At 58.7% G+C, this 21,479-nt stretch carries 21 protein-coding genes; 10 read left to right on the top strand and 11 right to left on the bottom strand.

Going from position 1 to position 21,479, the window contains the following annotated elements; translation table 11 throughout:
- A partial coding sequence (locus G5229_RS03725; protein WP_421208531.1) for an integrase core domain-containing protein occupies window positions 1–174 on the top strand: 174 nt, incomplete at its 5' end.
- 98 nt (window positions 175–272) lie between these two features.
- Here the strand turns inward: G5229_RS03725 and mltA are convergent.
- On the bottom strand, window positions 273–1,424 hold the full coding sequence (mltA, locus tag G5229_RS03720) for a murein transglycosylase A (RefSeq protein ID WP_421208502.1): 1,152 nt from the start codon (window positions 1,422–1,424) through the stop codon (window positions 273–275).
- Window positions 1,425–1,573: 149 nt separating this feature from the next.
- On the opposite strand from mltA, the gene G5229_RS03715 reads away from it, so the two are divergent.
- Window positions 1,574–1,825, top strand: coding sequence for a DUF1289 domain-containing protein (locus G5229_RS03715; RefSeq protein ID WP_216953548.1), 252 nt, complete (start codon window positions 1,574–1,576; stop codon window positions 1,823–1,825).
- Window positions 1,826–1,926: 101 nt separating this feature from the next.
- Here the strand turns inward: G5229_RS03715 and fruA are convergent, their stop codons facing one another.
- From fruA to fruB, 3 genes are read right to left on the bottom strand one after another with little or no spacing between them, the layout of a single operon-like run.
- Window positions 1,927–3,663, bottom strand: coding sequence for a PTS fructose transporter subunit IIBC (fruA, locus tag G5229_RS03710; RefSeq protein ID WP_421208501.1), 1,737 nt, complete (start codon window positions 3,661–3,663; stop codon window positions 1,927–1,929).
- Complete coding sequence (gene pfkB, locus G5229_RS03705; RefSeq protein WP_421208500.1) at window positions 3,660–4,649, bottom strand: 1-phosphofructokinase; 990 nt, start codon at window positions 4,647–4,649, stop codon at window positions 3,660–3,662. Before pfkB ends, fruA begins: the two co-directional genes overlap by 4 nt.
- A complete protein-coding gene (gene fruB / locus G5229_RS03700) occupies window positions 4,649–5,749 on the bottom strand; it encodes a fused PTS fructose transporter subunit IIA/HPr protein (RefSeq protein ID WP_421208499.1) in 1,101 nt (366 codons plus the stop codon). The genes pfkB and fruB overlap by 1 nt, the downstream gene beginning before the upstream one ends.
- Window positions 5,750–6,045: 296 nt before the next feature.
- On the opposite strand from fruB, the gene cra reads away from it, so the two are divergent.
- From cra to G5229_RS03675, 5 genes are all read left to right on the top strand, one after another.
- The gene (gene cra / locus G5229_RS03695; protein ID WP_421208498.1) at window positions 6,046–7,032 is read left to right on the top strand and encodes a catabolite repressor/activator; all 987 of its coding nucleotides are present in this window, start codon (window positions 6,046–6,048) and stop codon (window positions 7,030–7,032) included.
- Between the two features lie 565 nt (window positions 7,033–7,597).
- Window positions 7,598–8,791 carry an aromatic amino acid transport family protein gene (locus G5229_RS03690; protein WP_421208497.1) on the top strand — a complete coding sequence of 398 codons (1,194 nt, stop codon included), beginning with the start codon at window positions 7,598–7,600 and terminating at the stop codon, window positions 8,789–8,791.
- Window positions 8,792–8,945: 154 nt separating this feature from the next.
- Window positions 8,946–9,611, top strand: a complete 666-nt coding sequence (locus tag G5229_RS03685) for a hypothetical protein (protein ID WP_216953544.1) — start codon at window positions 8,946–8,948, stop codon at window positions 9,609–9,611.
- A 144-nt stretch (window positions 9,612–9,755) separates the two neighbouring features.
- A complete protein-coding gene (locus G5229_RS03680) occupies window positions 9,756–10,313 on the top strand; it encodes a hypothetical protein (RefSeq protein WP_421208496.1) in 558 nt (185 codons plus the stop codon).
- Between the two features lie 192 nt (window positions 10,314–10,505).
- Window positions 10,506–10,892, top strand: a complete 387-nt coding sequence (locus G5229_RS03675) for an MAPEG family protein (protein WP_203976133.1) — start codon at window positions 10,506–10,508, stop codon at window positions 10,890–10,892.
- A gap of 86 nt (window positions 10,893–10,978) precedes the next feature.
- Here the strand turns inward: G5229_RS03675 and G5229_RS03670 are convergent.
- Both G5229_RS03670 and G5229_RS03665 read right to left on the bottom strand, forming a co-directional pair.
- Window positions 10,979–12,198 (bottom strand): IS3 family transposase gene (locus G5229_RS03670; protein WP_421208495.1). Its coding sequence is split into 2 segments (ribosomal slippage): window positions 10,979–11,850 and window positions 11,850–12,198, totalling 1,221 coding nucleotides; the frame shifts between segments, so codons are not numbered across the junction.
- 132 nt (window positions 12,199–12,330) lie between these two features.
- Window positions 12,331–13,734 (bottom strand): DEAD/DEAH box helicase, encoded by a 1,404-nt coding sequence (locus tag G5229_RS03665; RefSeq protein ID WP_421208494.1) that lies wholly within the window; start codon window positions 13,732–13,734, stop codon window positions 12,331–12,333.
- Between the two features lie 358 nt (window positions 13,735–14,092).
- Here G5229_RS03665 and G5229_RS03660 point away from each other — a divergent pair, with 358 nt between their 5' ends.
- Window positions 14,093–14,902, top strand: coding sequence for a substrate-binding periplasmic protein (locus G5229_RS03660; RefSeq protein WP_421208493.1), 810 nt, complete (start codon window positions 14,093–14,095; stop codon window positions 14,900–14,902).
- A 125-nt stretch (window positions 14,903–15,027) separates the two neighbouring features.
- Here the strand turns inward: G5229_RS03660 and aroC are convergent, their stop codons facing one another.
- On the bottom strand, window positions 15,028–16,116 hold the full coding sequence (gene aroC, locus G5229_RS03655) for a chorismate synthase (RefSeq protein ID WP_421208492.1): 1,089 nt from the start codon (window positions 16,114–16,116) through the stop codon (window positions 15,028–15,030).
- A 12-nt stretch (window positions 16,117–16,128) separates the two neighbouring features.
- Complete coding sequence (gene prmB / locus G5229_RS03650) at window positions 16,129–17,064, bottom strand: 50S ribosomal protein L3 N(5)-glutamine methyltransferase (RefSeq protein WP_421208491.1); 936 nt, start codon at window positions 17,062–17,064, stop codon at window positions 16,129–16,131.
- Window positions 17,065–17,146: 82 nt separating this feature from the next.
- On the opposite strand from prmB, the gene smrB reads away from it, so the two are divergent.
- Window positions 17,147–17,671, top strand: a complete 525-nt coding sequence (gene smrB / locus G5229_RS03645; protein ID WP_005333198.1) for an endonuclease SmrB — start codon at window positions 17,147–17,149, stop codon at window positions 17,669–17,671.
- A 17-nt stretch (window positions 17,672–17,688) separates the two neighbouring features.
- On the opposite strand, the gene G5229_RS03640 is transcribed toward smrB, so the two are convergent.
- Entirely contained in the window at window positions 17,689–18,291 is a 603-nt protein-coding gene (locus tag G5229_RS03640; protein ID WP_421208490.1) for a histidine phosphatase family protein, read from the bottom strand.
- 35 nt (window positions 18,292–18,326) lie between these two features.
- Complete coding sequence (locus G5229_RS03635; protein WP_421208488.1) at window positions 18,327–18,737, bottom strand: GFA family protein; 411 nt, start codon at window positions 18,735–18,737, stop codon at window positions 18,327–18,329.
- Window positions 18,738–19,065: 328 nt separating this feature from the next.
- Here G5229_RS03635 and G5229_RS03630 point away from each other — a divergent pair, with 328 nt between their 5' ends.
- On the top strand, window positions 19,066–19,620 hold the full coding sequence (locus G5229_RS03630) for a porin family protein (protein ID WP_227342831.1): 555 nt from the start codon (window positions 19,066–19,068) through the stop codon (window positions 19,618–19,620).
- A 125-nt stretch (window positions 19,621–19,745) separates the two neighbouring features.
- Here the strand turns inward: G5229_RS03630 and G5229_RS03625 are convergent, their stop codons facing one another.
- Window positions 19,746–21,209, bottom strand: a complete 1,464-nt coding sequence (locus tag G5229_RS03625; protein ID WP_227342829.1) for a chitinase — start codon at window positions 21,207–21,209, stop codon at window positions 19,746–19,748.
- Window positions 21,210–21,479: the final 270 nt, after the last annotated feature.

Raw genomic sequence — 21,479 nt, 5'->3', positions numbered from 1 at the left:
GCGTTGGCGGAGCGGGTGAACGGGATTTTGAAAGGAGAGTTATTGTTGCAAAGCCCGCAGGATTTGACGCAAGCGCGAAAAATGGTGCGTGAAGCGGTGGATATTTACAACGTGGAGCGGCCGCATCATGCGTTGAAATACAGAACCCCCGATGCGGTACATAGGGGGTTCTGAGTAGAAAAATGCTAGTTGAAAATGTGTAAACCTATTTCAGGACTAGACATTCATCTTTGCTCGAGCGCCCGATGACAGACGCCCAAACCCTCAGAGTATTACAACCAGGGGGCAGCAGTCGGCCCGTGGTGCAGGCCCAGCTTCCAGACACGGCCAAAGTGCTTGTAGTGACCGGCCGCGACACCTGCCTTCTCACCCATGCCGTGGTAGAGATCGAGGTGACCCTTCTTCACCGCCCCGCCCACATCCAGCGCAATCAACAAGCGCAGCTGGTGCTTGCCGGTCCAGTTGCCCTCTTTATCGAGCAAGGGAACTTCGGCCAGGATCGGGGTACCCATCGGCAGCAGGGTCTTGTCGGCAGCGACGGCTGCCAGCGGCAGCAGCGGGATACCGGCGGCACCGATCACATCATTAGTCGGGCGACGCTCGAAGAAGACATAGGAGGGGTTCTGCTCTACCAGCTCCTTGACCCTGTGCTCAGGTTGCTGGTTGGCCCACTCCTTGATGGCCTTCATCGACATCTGCTCCTTGGGCACTTCACCGCGGTCAATCAGCACCCGGCCAATGCTCACATAGCCGTGGCCGTTCTTGCCGCTGTAACCCAGATATTGCAGCCTATCGTCGTCACCGTAGTGAACAAAGCCCGATCCCTGTACGTCCATCAGGAAGTTGTCGATAAGGGATTTGCTGTAACCCAGCTCCAACCCGCGGTTGGCAAGGGCGCCCTGGTGGATCTGTGCCCGGGTCGGACAGCGACCGCCACATTTTGGCATGGCATAGATGGGATATTTGTATTTGGCATCGGGGCGGTGACGCACCTCCAGCACCGGCGAGTAGTAACCGGTAAAGAGCACGTTGCCCATGCGATCGGCGCCGCCCAGCTGAGCCAGGCTGATACCGTAACGGGTGATGTCGGCAGGATTGCCGCCGTTCGCTACCCAGCGGGAGAGCAGACGATATAGTTCACCATAACGGCTCGCCATCCGCCCTGAACGCTGCATGACAATGCGACTCTGGGGGCCAAATTTGCTGTAATCGGCACTGGCACGACTGTTGACCCGCTCGACCCGCACCAGATCCCCCGGCAAGGTACCGTCCAGATACTGCTTGCCCAGATTTTCCGGCACCTCGCAGTTGAGAAAACATCTGTCATCAGTCTGTTTTTTGGGCACCTCTGCTTTGTCAGAGTTACCCGCACACCCGGCCAACCCCAGCACTATCGCGGTCAGCCAGAATCCGTGTTTGTTCATATGTCCTCATTTAACACCAAGAGTCCTGCTCGGCGGCAAGATGCCAAATTTGCAGGGGGAAAGCAAACGACATCAATCACTTGAAGAGAGATTTTTCCAAAGGGAGGATGCTGGGTTATAACAAGGTGACAGGATATGCGAGGTAATGGATGGAACAGCTCGAAATATTCCCGTTGCAGAGCCCCTGTATCGGGGTCTGCGAGGTGAACAACAAGGGCTATTGCAAAGGATGCCTGCGCAATCGCGAGGAGCGTTTCAACTGGCAGAAAATGAGCCCGGCCCAGCAACAGGATGTAATGCGTCTGTGTCGCGCCCGCAAGGCGCGGGTTGAGGCTGCGCGGCGAAAAGCGCTGGAAGGAGCGCAACCCCAGTTGCCAGAACAACAAGGCTGGGAGTTTTAACCACTCCCTATCTTCCCCTCACAGGTTACCTATCCTCCCGACAAAACAAAAAGCGGCCCACAGGCCGCTCTTGGTTATGACGTCTTGCCGGGTGGCGAGGCTTATGCCGTGGCCAGCTTGGCCTGCTCTTCGCCGCGCTTGAGCATGGCGTAGGAGACCCCGGTCAGCAGCGAGCCTGCTGCAATGGCCACGATATACATCATGACATTGCTGATGGCGTGCGGGATGAACAGCACAAACAGACCGCCGTGGGGTGCCATCAGTTCGCAGCCGAACAGCATGGAAAGTGCACCGGTCAGGGCGCCGCCAACCATACAGGCCGGGATGACGCGCATCGGATCCTTGGCGGCAAACGGAATGGCCCCCTCGGAGATAAAGCACAGACCCAGTACGAAGGATGCTTTTCCCGCTTCCTGCTCCGCCTTGATGAACTTGGTACGGGCCAGGAATGTGGCAATTCCCATCCCCAGTGCCGGCACCATACCGGCGGCCATCACAGCAGCCATGGGGGCATAGGTTTTGGAGGCCAGCAGGCCGACACCGAAGGCGTAAGCCGCCTTGTTGACCGGGCCGCCCATGTCAAAGCACATCATGGCGCCGATGATGACACCCAGCAGCACGGCGTTGGCAGAGCCCATGTTGTTGAGGAACTCTGTCATGGCATTCATGATGCTAGCCACCGGACCACCCACTACGTAGATCATCACCAGACCGGTAAAGAGGCTGGCCACCAACGGAATGATCAGGATGGGCTTGAGCGCTTCTAGGGTATTCGGCAGACGTACCTTGTCGCTCAGGTACTTGGCACTGTAACCGGCCAGGAAACCGGCCACGATGCCGCCAAGGAAACCGGCACCCAGCGAGCTTGCCAGCATGCCGCCGATCATGCCGGGGGCGAGACCCGGACGGTCAGCGATGGAGTAGGCAATGTAACCGGCCAGCACCGGGATCATCAGGGCGAAGGCTGAGCCACCACCGATCTTCATCAGAGCGGCGGCCAGAGTGCCTTCCACCTTGAACGCTTCGATACCGAATACGAACGAGAGCGCGATGATAAGGCCGCCCGCCACCACCATCGGCAGCATGAAGGAGACGCCGGTCAGCAGATGCTTGTAGGGGCCGGCTTTTTCCTCTTTCTTGGGTTGGCTGGCGCCGCTGTGGCGATACAGTGTCGCCTCATTCCACGCCTTGTCGATCTCGACGCGGGTTTTCTTCAATGCCGCGCCCGTGCTGGTACGATAGACCGGCTTACCGTCAAAGCGCGCCATGTCCACTTCGATATCGGTGGCGAGGAACACCAGATCGGCAGCGGCAATCTCCTCGGCAGTCAGGGCGTTCTGGGCACCGACCGAGCCTTGGGTCTCAACGCGGATCTGATAACCCAGCTGTTTGGCCATGGTCTCCAGCGCTTCTGCCGACATAAAGGTGTGGGCTACGCCAGTCGGGCACGCTGTCACTGCCACAATGTGCTTGCCAACGGCGGCCGGTTTGGCGGCAGCATTGGCAACGGCGGAGTCGGCTTGATGACGATAAACACTGGCACCGCTGGTTGCGGCTTCCAGCAAGGCAGCCGGATCCTGCAGGGCGAGATCCATGCTGCCCTGATAGACTCGCTTGCCATCATAGGCGGCGAGATCCACCGGGGCACTGGCGACAACCAGCACCAGATCGGCGGCGGCAATCTGCTCCTTGCTCGGTACTTGGCGAGGCTGCACGCTGGAGCCGACGTCGAGGGTGAGCTCCCAGCCAGCCAGTTTGGCCTGCTGTTCTATCCGTTTTGCAGCGAGAAAGCTGGTGGCAATGCCCGCCGGGCAAGCCGTAACCAAGATTGCTTTCATTGGGCATCTCCTGAGTTTTCCATTGAGGGGGTATGGCATTGAACCGGTGCCAGCTCATCCAGAGGCTGTACGCGCACCTGTTCAAGTAAGGGGTTGAGCACACTGATATCGCTAAAACCGACCGCCACCTGACTGACCGCCAAGGCCGAGACGGCAGTGGCCAGCCGCAGGGTCTGCTCCGGCGCCCAGCCAAGGCTCAGACCATGGGCGAGACCGGCCACCAGGGAGTCGCCAGCACCGACCGTGCTGACCACCTGCATCCGCGGCGGAATGGCTTGCCAGACGGCATCCGGGGCAAACCAGATAAGGCCATCGGCGCCATTGGAGATCACCACGTTGGGGATCCCGCTCGCCTGCAGCGCGCGGGCACACTCGGCCTGTTCGCTCAGGGTCTTGATAGGTCGACCCGCCCACTGGCTCAGCTCCTCCAGATTGGGTTTGACCAGGGTCGGCGCTGCCTTGATCCCTTCGCTTAAGGCCGCGCCGCTGCAATCGAAGATCACCTGCTTGCCCTTGGCCTTGAGCAGACGGATCAGATGGGCGCAGTAATCGGGAGCCACCCCTTTGGGCAGGCTGCCCGCCAGCACGAACCACTCAGCATGCGGAGCCAACTCGTCGATGGCCTGCTCCAGCGCGCTCACCTCCCCTTGCTGGATGGTGAGCCCCGGCAGGTTGAGATCGGTGACCCGACCGGATTGCTCGGAGATCTTGACGTTGATGCGGGTGCTGCCCGCGACGCGCACAAAGTGATCATCCAGCGCCCGCTCTGCAAACAGGGAGACAAAGCTCTGCTCATTGTCAGCGCCCAGCCAGCCGGTGACGCCCACCTCACGACCCAAGTCCTTGAGCACCATGGCGACGTTGATCCCTTTGCCCGCCGCACGCAGGTTGGCCTCACTCACCAGATTCACCTCGCCCAGGCTCATTGCCTCAAGGCGAGTAGTGAGATCAAGGGCAGGGTTAAGGGTAATGGTGACAATCTTCATCAATGCGCCCCCTCGCCGAGACCAGCGGCGATCGCCTCACCGATCCCCTTGAGGGCCGCTTCGGCATCTGCCCCTTCGGCGCGAAATGCCAGACGGTGACCGCACTTGACCCCAAGGCCGATCACCTTCATCAGGCTCTTGGCGGAGACTGCCTCGCCGCTGCCATCCAGATTGGCAACCCGGATATCGGATTCAAACCCTTTGGCCACCTTGACCAGCATGGCGCCCGGGCGGGCGTGCAGGCCATGGGGATTGATGATGGTGAAGGTTTCGGAAAGACCGCTCGCAGGACCAGCTTGCAGCATGGCCAGAGCGTCATTGCCCGCCAGCGTCGCCAGCTGACCGGCAGCCGCCAGTTTGGCCAGATTCTCCAGTTGCGGCAGATGGCTGCTATCTGCGGCGCACAGCAGCAGCATGGCGCTGACCGGCAGCTCCCCTGCCGTGAGGGCGCTACTCGGGGTGGCCAGCACCCAACCGGTCTGGGCCGCTTGCGCCCGGGCGAGCCAGACGCCTTCGCCCAGATAGGCAGGTTCGCTTGCCAGCAGCGCGCTCACCATGGCTGCATCGCCCCAGCCCGCAGACTTGGCGCGGGCGGCTGCTCCCAGCAGCAGTTGGTCGCGATCATCGGCCGGGAAGTCAGCCAGGGTCAGGTATTGCACCTCTTTGGCGGCAGTGGCGCCAGTCAGGATGTTGATGATGGTGTCGGCATCGGTGGCCTCTTTGAGCTGAGCTGCCGCCTGCTCGTCACCCAGCACATGGGTGAGCTGGCGCAAAATGCCCAGATGCTCGTCGGACTTGGCGGCGATGCCGATGGCGACATAGGCGATCTGCCCCTCATCCCACTCGATACCATTGGGGAACTGGGCCACCATGACGCCTGTGTTCTTCACCAGATGACGGGTATCGGTGGTGCCGTGGGGAATGGCGATGCCGCTGCCAAGATAGGTGGCATGCTGCGCTTCACGGGCCAGCATCCCATCCACATAGCCCGCTTCCACCAGACCGGCTTCGGTCAGTTTGCCTGCCAGCAGGGCAATGGCGTCCGACTTGGTCGCCACCGACTGCCCCAGCAAGATCTGCTCTCGCGCCAACTTCAACATAGAGACTCTCCATCAGGTTCCGGCCACGCCGGTACGTCACAATTGAACATTCGGATAACTCGCCAGCTGACAATAGACCTGAACACGGTTCACTGTGATCGGGGCCTGATTTTCAGGCCACTGGGTCTCTTCGTTGCTGACAGGCTGAATCGTTTCACTTACACTCAGACTGAATCGTTTCAGCGAATTGATCAAGTACCCACAAAGAGTGCTTTTCAATGATATGATCCCGCGCACACTTTTCGGTGCCCTCACCCGGCAGTGACCGTGGGCCTTGCAACTCAAACAGAGCCAATATGATGAAACTGGATGAAATCGCCGCCCTCGCCGGTGTCTCGCGCACCACGGCAAGCTATGTGATCAATGGCAAGGCCGACCAATACCGCATCAGCCAGGCCACCCGCGACAAGGTGATGGCCGTGGTCACCGCCCACAACTATCAGCCGGACAGCCGCGCAGCCTCCCTGCGTGGCGGCCAGACCAAGACCCTCGGCTTTATCCTGCCCGACCTTGAGAACGCCAGTTACGCCAAGCTGGCCAAACGGCTGGAACAGGGGGCCCGGGCGCAGGGCTATCAGCTGCTCATCGTCTGCTCGGAAGATGAGCCCGCCACAGAAAAAGAGCTGGCCCATATGCTGGTGAGCCGCCATGTGGACGCCCTGCTGGTGGCCAGTTGCCTGCCGCCAGACGACCCCTTCTACGGCAAATTGCAGGCGCAAGGCAGCCAGATCCTCGCCATCGACCGGGCGATGGCCGCCGACAAGTTCGTCACCGTCGCCAGTGAAAACGAGAAAGCGAGCTTTGATCTCACCAGCTCCCTGCTCACCCCGACTCTGCGCCATATCGCCTTGATCACCGCGCTGCCAGCACTCACGATTAGTCAGGAGCGCAAAGCCGGTTTCGAGCAGGCGGTCGCCAGTCACAGCGCGGCTCGCCATCTGTGCGAAGGGGATCACTTCTCCCGCCTTGAGGGGTATCGCCTGATCAAGGATCTGCACCTGCAGCTGGGTCAACTGCCCGAAGCGCTAATTACTACCTCCTATATCCTGATGGAGGGGGTACTCGACTACCTGTTGGAGCAAGAGATCGATATGAGCCAGCTCGCCATGGCTACCTTCGGGGACGATCGGCTGCTCGACTTCCTCCCCTTTGGCATCAACTCCCTGCCCCAGCAGCACGACGCGCTGGCGAGCCAGGCGCTGGAGCTGGCGCTCAAGGCGGTGAACGGCGACTACCAGAGCGGGCTGCACTATGTAAGCCGCACCCTCAAGCGCCGTCGCTAACCTGACCGCAGCAGACCCGATTTACTGTCAATGGGTGGGTAAAGAAACCAGATGACAATAAGGCTGCCGGCATCGGCAGCCTTATTGTTTTCCCCCACAACACTACCCGCCCGCTTTGCTTTCGCTACCGTCTGGCCGACTAAACAACCGGCCTCCACACTCCTTTCACCCCGCAACTAAACGCCAACGCCACGACAAGGCACTCCCTGCCCCCTATCCGTACTGCTGCCACTTGGCTGATCTGTATAAATAAGCCCCAGTCAGTCATTTTCTCGGTGATTTTTTCTGCAATTAGCTACCGCTGTCATCATTTATTTCCACTTGTTGCCACAAGCCAGCACAAGATCCGTATAAAAGGGGTTGTTTCCGCTATTTTGATCCGCTAACGTGGCAACCATCTTTTACAACTGACAGGTTTTAGGTACAGATGTTCCCGTTCCGATATTGCTAGCCTCCGGCCCTATCACCGGAGGCACCTTCTGATAACGCCAATCGGCCCCCTTTTGTTGACGTCAATGCTGACATCGCCTGTTTGCACTGACACCGCTACGTTCGGATGGATAAGATGAATACCAAAACTCTGGGTTGTACCCTGTTGATTGCCGGCACCACCATAGGTGCCGGCATGCTGGCCCTGCCGCTGGCCTCCTCCTCCCTCGGCGGCCCCGCCACCCTGATGTTGATGGTCGGCCTCTGGGCCCTGATGGCCTTCACCGCCATGCTGCAAGTGGAGGCAAGCCTCAACACCGGCAAGTGGTACCTGCACCAGCTGGCGGATCATCTGCTCGGCCCCTGGGGCAAGCGCATCGCCTCCTTCTGTATCCTGATGTTGTTCTACTCGCTGGCCTCCGCCTACATCAGCGGCGGCAGCAGCCTGCTGGCACAGGCGCTGGCCGATGCGGGCATGACCCTCAGCCAGGAGCAGGCCGCCTGGGCCTTTACTCTGCTGTTTGGCGGCATGGTCTGTGTCGGCACCCGCTCGGTGGATTACCTCAACCGGCTGATGTTCACCGTCAAACTGGTGATCATGGTGGTGGTGCTGGCGTTGCTGCTGCCCCGCACCGAAGGGCAGCATCTGCTCTCGATGCCGCTGGGTCAGGGCCTGTTGCTGGCGGGCCTGCCGGTCATCTTCACCTCGTTTGGCTTTCACGGCTCCATTCCGAGCGTGATGCTCTACCTCGGTGACTGCCCAAAACAGCTGCGTCGGGTCTTTGTCTGGGGCTCAGCCCTGCCACTGATCCTCTACGTGCTGTGGCAGGTAGCGATCCTTGGTTTGCTCGGCCAACAAGCCCTGCTGCAAACCGGTGGTGCGCTGGACAGCCTGCTGGCAAACGTCGGCAAACTGGTGAGCTGGCCTGTGTTTAATCAGGCGATGCACTTGTTTGCCGACCTGGCGCTCGCCACCTCCTTCCTCGGGGTAACGCTGGGACTGTTTGACTTTATGGCCAAGGTGACCCGCCGCAAGGACAACTGGCAGGGCCGCACCCAGACTGGCCTTATCACCTTTGTGCCGCCATTGCTGTTTGCCCTCTACTTCCCGCAGGGCTTTATCATGGCCCTCGGCTACGCTGCCATTGCGCTGGCGATCCTCGCGGTACTGCTGCCGGTGGCGCTGGTATGGCAGAGCCGCAAGCAGGCGCCTGCCCATCACTACCGCGCCCCGGGTGGCGTAGTGGCGCTGGGAGTGGCCGCCGCCATGGGCGTGCTGATTGTTGGCGTCCAGATCAGCGTCAGCATGGGGCTGCTGCCCGCGCTGTAATCCCCGATACTGAAAGCAAAGCCCCGCCAATTAACTTGGCGGGGCTTTGTGCTATCAACGCTGCCATGATTCTGCCCATTCCCTCCTCGCACAAGAGGGATAAAGGACGTTTCAGCTACGCTTTTTCCATATGCAATGGAGTGGGGAGCAAGGTATGAAGTGGGCTGGCTGGTGGCTGCTGTTTTGCCTGAACTCGATTGCCCAGGGCGCGCCCCTGACGCTGGCGGCGCCCGTGGAATATATCCCCCTGCTGCGCCCCTTCTATGAGGAGTGGTTTGGCAAGGCCAGGGTCGATTTTACCTTTATCCCCTGTACCAGCGCCCGCTGCAAAAAGCTGCTTGATTCCGATAGCACCATCGCTGGCGATATCGCCCGGATCAAGGGCTTTGAGCAGACCCATCCGCATATGATCCCGGTCGGCACGGCGATTGGCGAAGTGACCATCTATGCCCAGAGCAAGCAGGACGCCAGCTGGCCACCCGCCAGTCAGGAGCGGGTTGGCTGCCTGCGCGGCATTCAGTGGTGCAGCCGCTATCTCGACAGTCGACGCATCGTCTGGTTCAACGATGAGAAGCAGGGTCTCGCCCTGCTCCAGCGCGGCAGAACCGACTGGGTGATCCGGCTACTGCCCACCAATCAATCCCCCCTTGCCGCACCATGGAAACGGGTCTCTGATATCGAGGTTTATCTCTACCTCAACAAGAGCCGCCAGGCCGATATCGCCGCCCTTGTCCAATCCCAGCAGCAGCTGATAGCGAGCGGCCGCTGGCAGCAGATGCAGGAGCGCTACTTCTCGGCCCTGCTGACCCCCATCCGCTGATCGGGGCACTACAGAACAAACCGCCAAGAACCGTGTTTTATACAATCTTTTTTGCCACCGAAGCCTGAACGGACAGTTCAAAACCCGTTCATGCCCGCTCGCTACACTGCCCCCTCGTTTATCGCTTTCAGGAGCCTGAAAACAATGATGTTGCATCTCACGAAGAGTTCCCTTGCCCTTGCTCTGCTGGCAGCCAGCGGCGCCCTCAGCGCGGCCGAAATCACCAACAACAATATCACCGAGGCCGACATCAAGGCGGCGCAGGATGCCTGGGGCGCGGCGCTCATCAAGATCAGCGATGACTATCGGGCCGGCGGCATTGAGCGCGCCAAAGCCACCGCCGAGGCGGTACTCGACAGCGCTTATGGCTACCAGCAGGGGCCGGTACTGTTCAAACCCACCCTCGCCGGTGGTGAGCAGACCTTTCGCACCACCCGCGAGGGGGCGCTGGCCTATTTTGTCGGCAACAACAGCGCCTATCCGGCAGATAGCGGCTTTGCCCTGAAAAACTGGCAGAGCTACCGCTATGACAATGCCGCCGTCTATATCAACGGCAACATGGCGCTGACCATGGGCAAGGTGCATCTGGTGGATCGCGACAACAAGGAGACCACGGTCGACAAGAGCTGGGGTTTCAAGAAGGGGAATGATGGCAAGGTGCGCATCGTGCTGCACCACTCCTCTCTCCCCTACGGCGCCTGACTGGCGAAGTGCAGCTGACAGAGCACGCCACCTAAAACCAGACAACAAGCCCTGCCAGACTGGCGGGGCTTTTTTATCCGGCAAGGGTGCTTTGGGCGCCATGGCCGAGCCCCCTTTACTGCTACCCTCAAGGGCAAGCCATTGAGCGCGCAACAGATCCATGCTTATCCATCACCTCGGGAGCCCTACGCCATGACCATACTGCCCATCTATGCAGCCCTGCTTGCCCTGCTCTTTGTCCTGCTCAGCGTACGCACCATTCGCACCCGTCACCGCCAGAAAGTGGCGCTCGGCCATGGCGATGATCCCGCCATGCTGCGGGCCATGCGGGTGCACGCCAACTTTGCCGAGTATGTCCCCCTCGCCCTGCTGCTCATCTATTTCGTCGAAACCGGCAGCCATGCCCCCTGGCTGGTTCATCTGCTAGGGAGTGCCCTGCTGCTTGGTCGCCTCTGTCACGCCTTCGGCATGAGCCGCACGCCGGAGAATTTCCGCTATCGAATAGTGGGAATGGGGCTGACTTTCACCGTCATTTTGCTGAGTGCTGCCTGTCTCCTGCTCACCGCCCTGCTCTCCTGACCAGAGCAGGTCAGCCAAACGCGGAGCTGCAGAAGCATGTCTAGTCCTGAAATAGGTTTACACATTTTCAACTAGCATTTATCTACTCAGAACCCCCTATGTACCGCATCGGGGGTTCTGTATTTCAACGCATGATGCGGCCGCTCCTCGTTGTAAATATCCACAGCTTCACGCACCATTTCCCGCGCTTGCGCCAGGTCCTGTGGGCTTTGCAACAACAACTCTCCCTTCAAAATCCCGTTCACCCGTTCCGCCAACGCATTCTGGTAACAGTCATAACCATCGGTCATCGAGCATCTCACCCCGTACCGTTCATGTAATGACTGATACAGGCCAGAACAATACTGTACTCCGCGGTCTGAGTGATGGATAAGCTCCCCGCCGCCACGCCGTTGCTTCAGCGCTTTCCTGAACGCCATCGCTACCGACTCGGCGTGCATCCCCTCGTGCACGTGATGGCCCACTATCTTGCGTGAGTAAGCATCCGTCACCAGGCTCAGGTACAGCGGCCCGCTCCTGGCTGGCAGATAGGTGATGTCGGCGACCCAGACATGCTCCGGTGCCACCGGCGTGACCTGCTCCGGCCCCGCCTTGAGCAAGTTGGGATGACGGTAGAAACGGTGAAAACTGTGGGTGGTCTTGTGATACGCCCGCCTGGGCTGCACCAGCAAGCGGTACTCGGCCAATATCCGAAACAGCCTGTCCCGCCCGACCTTGAGCCAGGCATCATCCTGACCCTGAAGCAGATAATGCAGCTTGCGGGTACCCACCTGTGGCTGGCGTAATCGTACCTGGCGCACGTAGCGCACCACGTGCAGCGCTTGTGCATGGCGCAAGTCTGCAACCCGATTGCGCTTGTAGTAAGCCTGCCGGCTTATCCCCAGAAACAGGCAAGCCCTGACAATGGTCAGCCTCTCTACTTGCCGCTGCGAGAGGACTTGCCGGGTCGCTTTTTTACGATGGAGACGCCGTATTCATTCTTCAGTACATCGACGACGGCCTCAAAGAACTGGGCCTTCTGACTCATCAGCGCCAGCTGTTGCTCGAGTTCCTTGATGCGCTGTTCGGGCGTCTGGTTGTCGGGGTCAGGCATGGTGATGCTCCTGCCGGCGCGCACAGAAGCCCCCTGGCTCCAATCTTGCCGACCATGTTTACGCAACCATACCAGAACGGTGGAGCGGCCCTGAATGCCATAACGCACCTGAGCCTGTTTGTAGGTGAGCTCGCCTTTTTCAATCTGCTCGACCAGTGCCAGTTTAAAAGTCAGCGAGTAATCGCGCTGTGTCCGTTTCACACCTTGTCCCATCGGGTTCTCCATTTATTGGGGGGAAATGTGTAAACCATATTCAGGACGGGACAGCAGAAATAGAAAAGCCCTGCCGATATGGCAGGGCTTTTCGTTTAACCGTTCAGAGCGGGAGAGTGGCTCTCCTTGCCCTTACTGGTTGTGGCTGGCGCGACGGGGACGACGGGCCTGAGCCGGCTTGGCGGCGCCATCAGCCGGACGCTGACCCCCCTGGGGCTTGGGCTTGCCGCCGTTGCCGGAGCGGTTAGCACCTGCGTTGCCACCATTGTTGCCGGAGCGAGCGGCACCCTGACGCTGGCCTTGACCTTGCGGACGCGGCGCACGGCGCTGCTCGCTCGGATCACGGGGCTCTTTGCGCAGCGGCGCGCCGATACCACGGGCGATGTTGTCGAGGGTCTCGCGGGACGCTTCAAAACCAGCCACCTGCTCGCAGGGGATGTTCTGCTTGGTCAGACGCTCGATGGCTTTGATCAGTTTGCCTTCATCGGCCGCAACCAGGGAGATGGCGTGACCGGCCGCGCCGGCACGACCGGTACGACCGATACGGTGCACGTAATCTTCCGCCACGTTCGGCAGCTCGAAGTTCACTACCTGCGGCAGCTTGTCGATATCGAGGCCACGGGCCGCGATGTCGGTCGCCACCATCACGCGCACACTGCCATCCTTGAAACCGGCCAGCGCGCGGGTACGGGCGCCCTGGCTCTTGTTGCCGTGAATGGCGGCAGCACTGATGCCGTCTTTTTCAAGCTTCTCGGCAACGCGGTTGGCGATGTGCTTGGTACGGGTAAAGACCAGCACCTGCTGCCAGTTGTTGCTGGAGATCAGGTGGCTCAGCAGGGCAATCTTGTTGGCCTTGTCGCACGGGTGCACCAGCTGCTCGATACGCTCGGCGGTACTGTTGCGCGGGGCAACTTCAATGACAGCCGGGTTGTCCAGCAGGCCAGTGGCCAGCTCGCGAATTTCATCGGCGAAGGTGGCGGAGAAGAGCAGGTTCTGGCGCTTCTTCGGCAGCAGGGTCAGGATGCGGCGGATGTCGCGGATAAAGCCCATGTCGAGCATGCGATCCGCTTCGTCCAGTACCAGGATCTCCACTTCGTCAAACTTGACGGCATTCTGGTTGTAGAGATCGATCAGACGGCCAGGACAGGCCACCAGCACGTCCAGACCACGGCGAGTCGCCATCATCTGCGGGTTGATGCTCACGCCACCGAATACCACGTGGCTGCGCAGGGGCAGATGCTTGCCATAGTTGCGCACGCTCTCGCCCACCTGGGCGGCCAGCTCGCGCGTCGGGGTCAGTACCAGCGCACGGACGCGGTTCGGAGAGACCTTGCGCTTGCTCTCCATCAGACGTTGCAGCATCGGCAGGGTAAAGCCTGCGGTCTTGCCGGTCCCTGTTTGGGCCGCCGCCATCAGATCGCGGCCAGCCAGAACGGCGGGGATCGCTTGTTGCTGAATGGGAGACGGGGTGTCGTAGCCTTGTTCGGCAACGGCACGCAACAAGGGTTCGGCCAGACCGAGGGAAGTAAAACTCATAGTTACCTGCTAGGGATAGGGGCGCCGACAATCCGGGATGGGGCTCCTCTGCTGAGCCGATGCCATCTCGCCAGACTCGGGCCTGTTGAGAACACAACGATTTCCCCGGGGAGCAGAGCAAAGGGGAAAGAATAGGGGCGCAGTCTAACGGAGTTGTGCCGGATAAACGAGAAAAATGTGATGCTCCTCCCAGCACGCACAGAAAAGCCCTCTGCTCTCCACCGAATAATCCCGTTGACCAGTGAAGCACGCACCACACTATTAACTGACAACATATTACCTGTCCCGCCATCGTGATGCGCGGGTCGCAGGCGCACGGGATAGCAGAGAACAAAAAGCAGAATAACGAGGTTAAGCTATGAGCACGCAATATCGTCCCCACGGCAACTGGCAGGCCAAGCTCTGCCTGCTGCTGCTTTTGCTGACCCCTTCCCTGCAGGCCAGTCAGACCCTGACCGTGGCCTGGAGCCACTGGCCCCCCTTCAGTCAAATCAACAACAGGGGTGAGCTGGACGGGCTGGATGTCAGCCTGACTCGCCAGATCCTCACCCAGGCGGGCTTTGCCCCCAAATTTCGTGAGATCCCCTGGGCGCGGGCACTCCATCTGGTGGAGCACGATCAGCTGGATGTGGCGATGGCCGCCCTCCCCCTGCCGGAGCGGCAGAAGTATGCCCGCTTCTCTGCACCCTATCGCCAGAGCGCCTATGTGCTGTTGAGTAATAACCCGATTCCAGGCCATCAGGATCGCTGGGGAAAGCTCGATACCTTGTCCAAACTGTGCCACAACAAGGAGCTCAAAATTGGCAAACTGCGCGGTACTCGCCCCATTCATCAAATGGACGAGTGTCCTGCCCTCAAGGGGGCGACCGAGTACAATTCCGATGATCGACTAATCGAACTGCTGCTGGCCCGCCGTCTCGATGGCATCATTATGGAGTGGCAATATGCACGCTATCGGCTCTCCCAATTGGGCGCCGAGGGGTTTATCAGTTGTCAGCTGTTGCTGCACCATCAGCCGGTCAGCCTGATGTTTGCCAAAAACAGCATGAGCGAAGAGCAGCTCCTCAAGGTCAACGAGGCCATTCACGCTATGCCCAAACACCATGGGAAGTTCTCTCCCCCCAACTGCCGTCTCGATGCCGATCCGCAGGACGCTGATCACTCTTGATAACCGACGAGTGATAGAAGTACCGCAGAGCATAAGAACAAAGGCGACCCGAAGGTCGCCTTTGATTTGGTTGACGAACCAGCACCCTGAACAGGGTGCGATCAGTCGATGTGCAGCAAGAGCGATCAACGCAGCTGTGGGGTACGGGTCAACACCCCCTGATTCTGGGCACGATGGCGCAGCAGGTGATCCATCAACACCAGCGCCAGCATGGCTTCGGCGATGGGCACGGCGCGGATGCCAACGCACGGATCGTGACGACCCTTGGTGATCATCTCGATAGCCTCGCCTTCGGTATTGATGGTCTTGCCCGGCACAGTGATGCTGGAAGTTGGCTTGAGCGCCATGCTCACCACGATATCCTGCCCGGATGAGATGCCGCCCAGAATGCCGCCCGCATGGTTGCTGGCAAAGCCCGCCGGGGTCATCTCGTCGCGATGTTCGGAGCCTTTTTGCTCCACTACCGCAAAGCCGTCACCGATCTCCACCCCTTTCACCGCATTGATGCCCATCATGGCGTGGGCGATATCGGCGTCGAGACGATCAAACACCGGCTCACCCAGGCCCACCGGCACATTGCGCGCAATGACCTGCACCTTGGCACCGATACTGTTGCCCTCTTTTTTCAGGTCGCGCATGTATTGATCCAGTTCTTCCAGCTTGCCCGCATCGGGGAAGAAGAAGGGATTCTGCTCGATCTGCGCCGCGTCAAACGCCTCGGCCTTGATGGGGCCGAGCTGGGAGAGAAAACCGGTGATCTCGATGCCATGCATCTGTTTGAGGTACTTCTTGGCAATCGCCCCCGCCGCCACTCGCATCGCGGTCTCGCGGGCAGATGAGCGACCACCGCCACGATAGTCCCGCTGACCATACTTCTGGTGGTAGGTGTAGTCAGCATGACCCGGCCGGAACAGATCCTTGATATCGGAGTAATCCTTGGAGCGCTGATCGGTATTCTCGATGAGCAGCCCGATGGAGGTGCCGGTGGTCTTGCCCTCGAACACCCCGGAGAGGATCTTCACCTCGTCCGGCTCGCGGCGCGGCGTGGTGTAGCGGGAAGTGCCGGGCTTGCGCCGATCCAGATCCCCCTGCAGATCCGCTTCGCTGATCTCCAGCCCAGGCGGGCAACCATCGACCACGGCGCCCAGCGCCAGGCCGTGGCTCTCGCCAAAGGTAGTGACCCGAAAGAGTTGACCAAAACTGTTCCCTGCCATGCGCGCTCCTGCTTAGTTCTTGTAGATGGCGAAATGATCCTGATACTGCACCAGCTCGTCACGGGTCATTACGAAGACACCGTGACCGCCGTTCTCGAACTCGACCCAGGTAAAGGGGATCTCGGGGAACTGGGCTTCCAGATGGATCATGCTGTTGCCCACCTCGACCACCAGCACGCCGTTATCCTTGAGGAAGTCGGCAGCATGGGCCAGCAGACGCTTGGTCAGCTTGAGACCGTCGGAGCCGGACGCCAGCGCCAGCTCTGGCTCGTGACGAAACTCCTGTGGCAGATCCGACATATCTTCGGAGTCCACATAGGGCGGATTGGAGACGATGAGATCGTACTTGTCGCCAGCCGGCAGATCGCGGAACAGATCGGAGCGGATCGGAATGACCTGCTGCTCCAGCCCGTGATCGTTGATGTTGCGCTCGGCCACGTTCAGCGCATCGACGCTGATGTCGATGGCATCGACTTCTGCCTCCGGGAACTCATGGGCCATGATGATGGCGATACAACCGGAACCGGTGCACAAATCCATGATCCGGGTCGGTTCATGTTTGAGGAAGGGTGCGAAACGGTTGGCCACCATCTCGGAAATAGGGGAACGGGGGATCAGCACCCGCTCGTCCACATAGAACTCCCAACCGGCATACCAGGCCTTGTTGGTCAGGTAGGCGGCGGGTACCCGCTCCTGTACGCGGCGGATAATCAGCTCGGCGATACGGTGACGCTCGCTGCTGGTGAGACGGGAGTGGCGCATGGCCGGGTCTACATCCGGTGGCAGATGTAACGCGGGCAGTACCAGCTGCACAGCTTCATCCCAGGCGTTGTCGGTTCCATGACCGTAAAAAATCCCGGCGTCGTTGAAACGACTCATGGCCCAACGCAACATGTCCTGGATGGTGTGCATCTCGGCAACCACCTCATCGATAAATATCTTGTCCAAATCCACCTCCAAGTCGAGTAATATCCGGCCCGAGCCCCGTTTACCTGACGGGCAAGACGCATACCTAATACATGAGCATCTGATGAAAAAAACGCCCTCACCGACAGACGAGGAAACCCTGCTGTTCCGCGATGCGATAAAAGGTACCCGGAAAATCAAGCAAGATACCATAAGGGCCGAGTTACGCCCGGTCAAGCAGAAACGCGAATTGCGCGAAACCCGCGAAAAGCTTGGGGTTGACCACTATTTCAGCGATGAGTATCAGCCCCATCTCGACGATGATGGGCCGACCCGTTACGTGCGGGAAGATGTGTCAAAATTTGAGCTGAAAAAGCTCAAGCGGGGCATTTATCCGCCGGAGATCTATCTCGATCTGCACGGCATGAACCAGCAGCAGGCAAAACAGGAGCTGGCCGCCCTGCTCACCCTCTGCCAAAAAGAAAACATTCACGTCGCCTCGGTGATGCACGGCATCGGCAAACATATTCTCAAGCAGCGCATTCCCAGCTGGCTGGCCCAGCACCCCAATGTGCGCGCCTTCCATCAGGCTCCCCGCGAATGGGGCGGCGACAGCGCCATTCTGGTGTTGCTGGATATCGAAGAGTAGAAAAAGCAGCGCACAAACTAACTCTGCCCAACCGGTCGCTTGAATCGCAATGGTGATATAAAGGAGTCAATATTGACCACCAGCATGCCGCCGTTGGGCAACTGCCACGCGAAGAAGTCATCAAATCCGGCGGTCGTTAGGGCTCGGATCACCTTGGCGACCACACCGTGCGCCACCAGCAGTATCCGCTCTCCTTTCATGGTCGAAGCAAGTTCCGTGAGTCCCTGCGAGATCCGGGCTATCACCTCATCAATGGTTTCACCACCAGGAGGAGCTTCAGCCCAGCGCCGGGTGATGTTGCGTGCCCGCAGTTCGGGATAGCGTGTTCTCGCCTCTGCCTGCGTCAGCCCCTCGAACAGGCCGACATGCCGTTCACGAAAGTCCGGAGCAAGTTCCACAGGCAAGCCCAGCTGACGTGAGAAGATCGCGGCGCTCTCTCTTGTTCGCAGCAGGGGCGACGCCAGCAACCGATCGAACGGGGCCAGTGTGGTCGCTATCTCATCGGCCAGCCAGCATATATGCCGCGCGCCATCTTGGTTGAGCCCGATATCCAACGCCCCTTGATAGCGCCCCTCGGCGTTGGCTTGGGTCTCTCCATGGCGGATCACTATCAGCTCCATGGTGTACTCCTCTTTCTACGTGGAATATCGCAAAACTACTTCCCTTTCGGATAACGGGGATGATCGTCCTGGATCGGCAACCAGGAGAGCTGGCTGACGGTATGGATGTGATAGGTTGGTGCGACCGTTTCGGGGTTATCAAGTGAGACAATAGCCAGCGTCAGGTACTCGGGGTATTGAATGCTGCGATAGCTGAGGGTGGCGCCACAGGTTGCACAAAAGCCGCGTCGAATCGCCTCCGACGAGGCGTACTCAGTCAATACGCCGCATAGCCATTGCACCTGTTTCATCCGAAAATCCATCCAGGCGCCGACCGGAGCGCCGGTCGTGCGCTGACAATCCCGGCAGTGGCAAAAATCGGTAGCAAAGGGAGCAGCTAGCACCTTGTAGCGGATTGCACCACAATGGCAACCCCCCTCTAATATACCGTCACGAGAAATCACCATCTTGTTTACCATCCAGTCCACGTTTGAAGGCATATATTGCCAGCCTAACATCCCGTTACACTAAGTTGATTAGTGCAGAAAACCAATGAAATTTGCGATTTATCAGCGCCCGTTTCAGATAGTATTGACACAGTTCACCATTGTTCAGACAGAAGATAACCACTCTCACCTCCCATCATAACGGTTATGGGGGCTCTGATTATTCATCCCGCTGACAATATGAGATATTGCCACTCACTACTGGCCTGCGAATATAAGACAAGCTCACCCGAGCCCATATAAATCTGTTCGTCGCAGCCATATTCCACGCTATTTAATTGGAACCTGCATGATGAAGTTATTCACACCCCTGGTGGTTGCCACGGCGATCTTCTCTTCCGTGGCGATAGCAACCCCCTCTCCCCATATCGTCGGCGCCACCCTTGGCTATGGCACCCAGTCATTCAAAGCACAAAATGGGGATCAGGCCGATGGCGGTGACAATATGACTGCCGATCTCTATTACCGTTATATGTTCAACGATTATATCGGTATCGATTCAGGAATATTGTTTGGTACCGGTGGCGTAGTCAGCGCCCTCTTCGATGCAACCCTCAATGACGTAAAAGATATCCATTACAAAGGGATCCGCTCTGCCTTGTATGCACAATTCCCGGTCTCTTCCGGCAACAGCTTTTATGCCAAACTGGGTGCCAACGCCCACAGAGTCGAATACACGATCAACAAGGAAGATCAGAGCAACTCCGGGGTCGGTTTTTATGGCGCTGCGGGTTGGCAATATCGCTTTGATTCGGGTATCGGACTCAATGCGGAGTACCAATATATCCCCATGCCTCGACTCGATGTCAAAGGGGTCAGTGTCGGTCTCAACTACCGTTTCTGATCCCGCCTGATGGGGCGACAACAGGCCGATAACGGGTAAAAAGCAGGGAGATATCTCCTCCCTGCTGCCTGCTTGTTTCCACTACCGATAGATCATGGTGATTGACCATGATCCCAACGGCAACCTTATTTGGTCACCACCACAGCCCAGGGGCCACCTTTGGCGGGATCATCCCCTTGCGTCCACCATTTGGCCTGATAGACGGCGCCCTTGTAGCTCACCTTGTTGCCCGCGGTATAGACCTTGCTGGCCTCCCAGGCAGGCTGGCCATCAATGGGCGGGTCAACCGGATCGACCGGGGCAGGATCGAGCTTGGCGACGATCCGCACTTTCGGCCAGTTGGCGTGGGAACCGTAGAAGTTGGTCACGCACTTCTCGTAATCACCCGGCACCAGCGCAGAATAAGCGGTCTGGAAGCCCACCAGCTCACACTCGAAGGAGTAACCGCCCGGGCGATCAGGATAGTACTTCCAGTTGCCATCCCAGTTGGTGTAGAGCACGTCGGTAGCGCCGTTGAGATTGAGGCTGCCATAGGGAGTCTGCTGCCAGCAGGTGTTCTTCTCATCCGCCTTGACCGGGATCTGGTAGTGGTTGGCCAGCCCTTCCCAGTAGCGGATGCGATTGACCGGCTGCCCTTTGTCCTTGTTCTGTTCACCACACTCGATACCGCCGTTGATGACGTTGATGGTGGTACCGAAGCCATAGCCGATACCGGCGTCAGCTTCCCGTTTGGAGGGTACCCAGGTGCGATCAATCACGTGCAGCATGGCCGGTTTCGGGGCCTGCGGGGTGAGGAAGAACCAGATGGCAGAAGCGAGGTTGAGCCAGGAGTCCGCCACCAGCCCCGGGTTGTTGAGCAGCACTGAGGCATCGCCATCAAACATCGCCTCGGAGAAGGCCCCGTAGTTGAAGTGGTAAGAAAGCTGCTTGGCGCCGCGGCCAAAGTAACCTTGTCCGGTACTGCAGGGCCACTTCTTGTTCTGCCAGTCGTTCTGGCCACAGCCGGTGGTATAACCGGTCTGTCCCTCTGACCAGCCCATCTCCCGCACATGCACTAGCGCCTGTTGCCACTCCTCCAGCCCCAGCGGGTTATCGGAGACGTTCTCCTTGGCAATATGGCCGCCGGTCTCCTGAGAGAAGTGGGCAAAGGCCGTCACAATGGATTTTTTACAGATCGCATCAGAATCGCGCCCGTCGTTATATTCGCCGCAGAACGCAGGAAATTTACCGATGGCCCGCAAGAAGCGGACATAGGTATATTCCGGCGCGGCCATCTGGGTTAAATATTCCCATTCAGATTGGGGAAATACCCGTTCAACCCGTTTTACGTTGTCAGGATTGCTTGCCAGACCCGGTTCAATGGCATCGACTATTTTATTTGACCGGGTGGCCAGTGCCTTGGCCCATATTGTATACATGGGGTTGGCCGTCTTGGCCTTTTCCACCGCGGCCAGATCCGGGGCCGCAATCACATATCCTCCCGCATTTTGTGGATCGGGTTGAATATTCATGGTTGCACTTATTACGGCATAGCTGGGCAATACGCAAGCGGCAGCGATAAGCCAGGCACAACGCTTGGGTTTGAACATGTTTATCGTCCTTGTTTGAATTAATGCGCTCCAAGAGTAGGTGTTCCAACAACTAAATTCACGATGAAAATTAAGAAATGCGCGTAATTTGTGAACCATTTCACCTTGTGCTACTCAACGCAGCTAAAACGACATAAAAGAACTCAAACGATGACCATTTTGGCCTGTTTTGCCACCCGTATGGGGAGGCGAAAGACGATCAGATGATCTGTCACCAATTAATTATTCGTGGCAAAAAAAATGGCTGACCCGCTTCACCAGTCAGCCATC

Origin of the sequence: Aeromonas sp. 602396 (genome assembly GCF_049173735.1) — a bacterium.
Lineage (GTDB): Bacteria > Pseudomonadota > Gammaproteobacteria > Enterobacterales > Aeromonadaceae > Aeromonas > Aeromonas veronii_A.
This window is presented reverse-complemented; position numbering and strand designations above follow the sequence as displayed.

Excerpts from the sequence above, each read along its gene's own strand:
- G5229_RS03665 (WP_421208494.1), bottom strand. The coding sequence starts at position 13,734 with ATGAGTTTTACTTCCCTCGGTCTGGCCGAACCCTTGTTGCGTGCCGTT.
- cra (WP_421208498.1), top strand. The coding sequence starts at position 6,046 with ATGATGAAACTGGATGAAATCGCCGCCCTCGCCGGTGTCTCGCGCACC.
- G5229_RS03680 (WP_421208496.1), top strand. The coding sequence starts at position 9,756 with ATGATGTTGCATCTCACGAAGAGTTCCCTTGCCCTTGCTCTGCTGGCA.
- G5229_RS03640 (WP_421208490.1), bottom strand. The coding sequence starts at position 18,291 with ATGGAGCTGATAGTGATCCGCCATGGAGAGACCCAAGCCAACGCCGAG.
- fruB (WP_421208499.1), bottom strand. The coding sequence starts at position 5,749 with ATGTTGAAGTTGGCGCGAGAGCAGATCTTGCTGGGGCAGTCGGTGGCG.
- mltA (WP_421208502.1), bottom strand. The coding sequence starts at position 1,424 with ATGAACAAACACGGATTCTGGCTGACCGCGATAGTGCTGGGGTTGGCC.
- G5229_RS03660 (WP_421208493.1), top strand. The coding sequence starts at position 14,093 with ATGAGCACGCAATATCGTCCCCACGGCAACTGGCAGGCCAAGCTCTGC.
- G5229_RS03625 (WP_227342829.1), bottom strand. The coding sequence starts at position 21,209 with ATGTTCAAACCCAAGCGTTGTGCCTGGCTTATCGCTGCCGCTTGCGTA.
- G5229_RS03675 (WP_203976133.1), top strand. The coding sequence starts at position 10,506 with ATGACCATACTGCCCATCTATGCAGCCCTGCTTGCCCTGCTCTTTGTC.
- fruA (WP_421208501.1), bottom strand. The coding sequence starts at position 3,663 with ATGAAAGCAATCTTGGTTACGGCTTGCCCGGCGGGCATTGCCACCAGC.
- pfkB (WP_421208500.1), bottom strand. The coding sequence starts at position 4,649 with ATGAAGATTGTCACCATTACCCTTAACCCTGCCCTTGATCTCACTACT.
- G5229_RS03635 (WP_421208488.1), bottom strand. The coding sequence starts at position 18,737 with ATGGTGATTTCTCGTGACGGTATATTAGAGGGGGGTTGCCATTGTGGT.
- G5229_RS03630 (WP_227342831.1), top strand. The coding sequence starts at position 19,066 with ATGATGAAGTTATTCACACCCCTGGTGGTTGCCACGGCGATCTTCTCT.
- aroC (WP_421208492.1), bottom strand. The coding sequence starts at position 16,116 with ATGGCAGGGAACAGTTTTGGTCAACTCTTTCGGGTCACTACCTTTGGC.
- G5229_RS03690 (WP_421208497.1), top strand. The coding sequence starts at position 7,598 with ATGAATACCAAAACTCTGGGTTGTACCCTGTTGATTGCCGGCACCACC.
- G5229_RS03685 (WP_216953544.1), top strand. The coding sequence starts at position 8,946 with ATGAAGTGGGCTGGCTGGTGGCTGCTGTTTTGCCTGAACTCGATTGCC.
- G5229_RS03715 (WP_216953548.1), top strand. The coding sequence starts at position 1,574 with ATGGAACAGCTCGAAATATTCCCGTTGCAGAGCCCCTGTATCGGGGTC.
- smrB (WP_005333198.1), top strand. The coding sequence starts at position 17,147 with ATGAAAAAAACGCCCTCACCGACAGACGAGGAAACCCTGCTGTTCCGC.